Annotated in this window: 2 protein-coding genes; one reads left to right on the forward strand and one right to left on the reverse strand. The window is 61.5% G+C overall.

Annotated elements, in window-relative coordinates:
- A partial coding sequence (locus tag OC610_RS26540) for a glycogen/starch/alpha-glucan phosphorylase (protein WP_264432175.1) occupies positions 1-1,209 on the reverse strand: 1,209 nt, incomplete at its 3' end.
- Between the two features lie 255 nt (positions 1,210-1,464).
- On the opposite strand from OC610_RS26540, the gene OC610_RS26545 reads away from it, so the two are divergent.
- The gene (locus OC610_RS26545; protein ID WP_024778075.1) at positions 1,465-1,902 is read left to right on the forward strand and encodes a YkgJ family cysteine cluster protein; all 438 of its coding nucleotides are present in this window, start codon (positions 1,465-1,467) and stop codon (positions 1,900-1,902) included.
- Positions 1,903-1,959 lie beyond the last annotated feature (57 nt).

The raw sequence follows: 1,959 nt of genomic DNA on the forward strand, positions 1-1,959 counted from the left end.
GCCCTTGGCCCGCAGCGAGTCGATGTGCTGGGCGTTGATCAGGTAGATGATCTGCATGTGCCGGGGCAGCATGCGCTCCATCAGCCCCACCGGCCAGGTTTCCAGGGCTTCGGGCAGCAACGTGTGGTTGGTGTACGACAGCGTGTCCTGGGTGATCTGCCAGGCCGCGTCCCACGCGACGTCATAGACGTCCACCAATTGGCGCATCAGCTCGGCCACGGCGATGGACGGGTGCGTATCGTTGAGCTGGATCGCCGCATGATCACCCAGGGTCAGCACCGAGGTGTGCATGTTGCGATGGCGACGCAGCAAATCCTGCAGCGAGGCGGCGACGAAGAAATATTCCTGGCGCAGGCGCAATTCCTGGCCGGCCTCGGTGCTGTCGGCCGGGTACAAGACGCGGGAAATGCTCTCGGCCCGGGCCACTTCCGCCACGGCGCCGAGGTGGTCGCCGGCATTGAAGCGTTCCAGGTGCAGGTCTTCCACGGCCCGGGCGCGCCAAAGACGCAAGGTGTTGACGCTCGCGCCGCGCCACCCCACAACCGGTGTGTCATAGGCAATGGCGCGCACGGTTTCGGCCGGAGACCAGACCTGGCGAGTCTTGCCGTTGTCGTCCGTCACGGTTTCGACGCTGCCACCAAAGCCGATCGGGTAGACCACTTCCGGCCGCTCGAACTCCCACGGGTTGCCGAAATCCAGCCAATGCTCGGTCTGCTCCTGCTGCCAGCCATCGACAATCGCCTGGCGGAACAAGCCGTGCTCATACCGAATACCGTAGCCATGCCCGGCAATGCCCAATGTGGACATGCTTTCCATGAAGCACGCCGCCAAGCGACCGAGGCCACCGTTGCCCAAGGCCGCGTCGGGCTCCAGCAGGCGGATGCGCTCCAGGTCCACGCCCAGCTCGGTCAACGCTTCGCGGGCGGTGTCCAGCAGGCCCAGATTGCTCAGGCTGTCGTACAGCAGGCGACCGATGAGAAATTCCAGGGAGAGGTAGTAGACGCGCTTCTGGCCCTTGCGGTAGATCTGCCGCGTATGGTCCATCCAGTGTTCGACCATGTGGTCGCGGGCGGCAAGGGCGATGGCCTCGAACCAATCGTGATCAAACGCATGATCGGGGTCCTTGCCGACGGCATAAGTGAGTTTGGTCAACACGGCGTCGCGAAATGCCGCAACCTCAGCTTCGCGAACAAGTGGTTCTTGAGTCATTGATGAGACCTCGAACGAGCATGGAATTGTCTGAGCCTAGTCGGTCTGACAGACGGTACAGGCTCTTGGTTCGGTGGTTTTTCCCCTGGTGCCGGAGAATCGTCGCCAAGGAATCGCCGATGGACGAATGAATGCAGGGGCCGTGCCGGTACAGGCGGGTTTTGTCGGGACGCAAAAAAAACCGGCAGATGGTCGTTCAAAATTTCACCAGTCCCGGTATGATCGCGCGCCCTGATGCATGCTGGTAAAACCGTGATGATGAAGCCCAACCTGATCGCCGCCGCGGAGATCGACCGACTCGATACCTGGGCCAAGTATTCCGCCCCGATGTGCGGTTCCTGCGTGTCGAGCTGCTGCACCCTGCCGGTGGAGGTCAAGATCAAGGACCTGATCCGGATTGGCATCGTCGATGAATTCGAACTGGGCGACCCGCCGAAGAACATCGCCAAGCGCCTGCAAAAGGAAGGGATCGTCGAGCGCTACAACCAGAAGTCGGAAATCTTCACGTTGCAACGCATGAGCAACAACGACTGCCTGTATCTGGACCGCAAGAGCCGGTTGTGCACCATTTACGAGAAGCGCCCGGACACCTGCCGCAACCATCCACGTGTCGGGCCACGGCCGGGTTATTGCGCGTACAAGCCCAAGGAAGTGGAGCGCGAGCGCAATCCGCGGACTTTGGATCGGTTTTGATCTATTGCTGATTCAGCAGCGCCTGAACCGTCGCCATCGCGAGCAAGCTCGCTCCCA

Origin of the sequence: Pseudomonas agronomica (genome assembly GCF_025917275.1) — a bacterium.
GTDB classification, from domain to species: Bacteria; Pseudomonadota; Gammaproteobacteria; order Pseudomonadales; family Pseudomonadaceae; genus Aquipseudomonas; species Aquipseudomonas agronomica.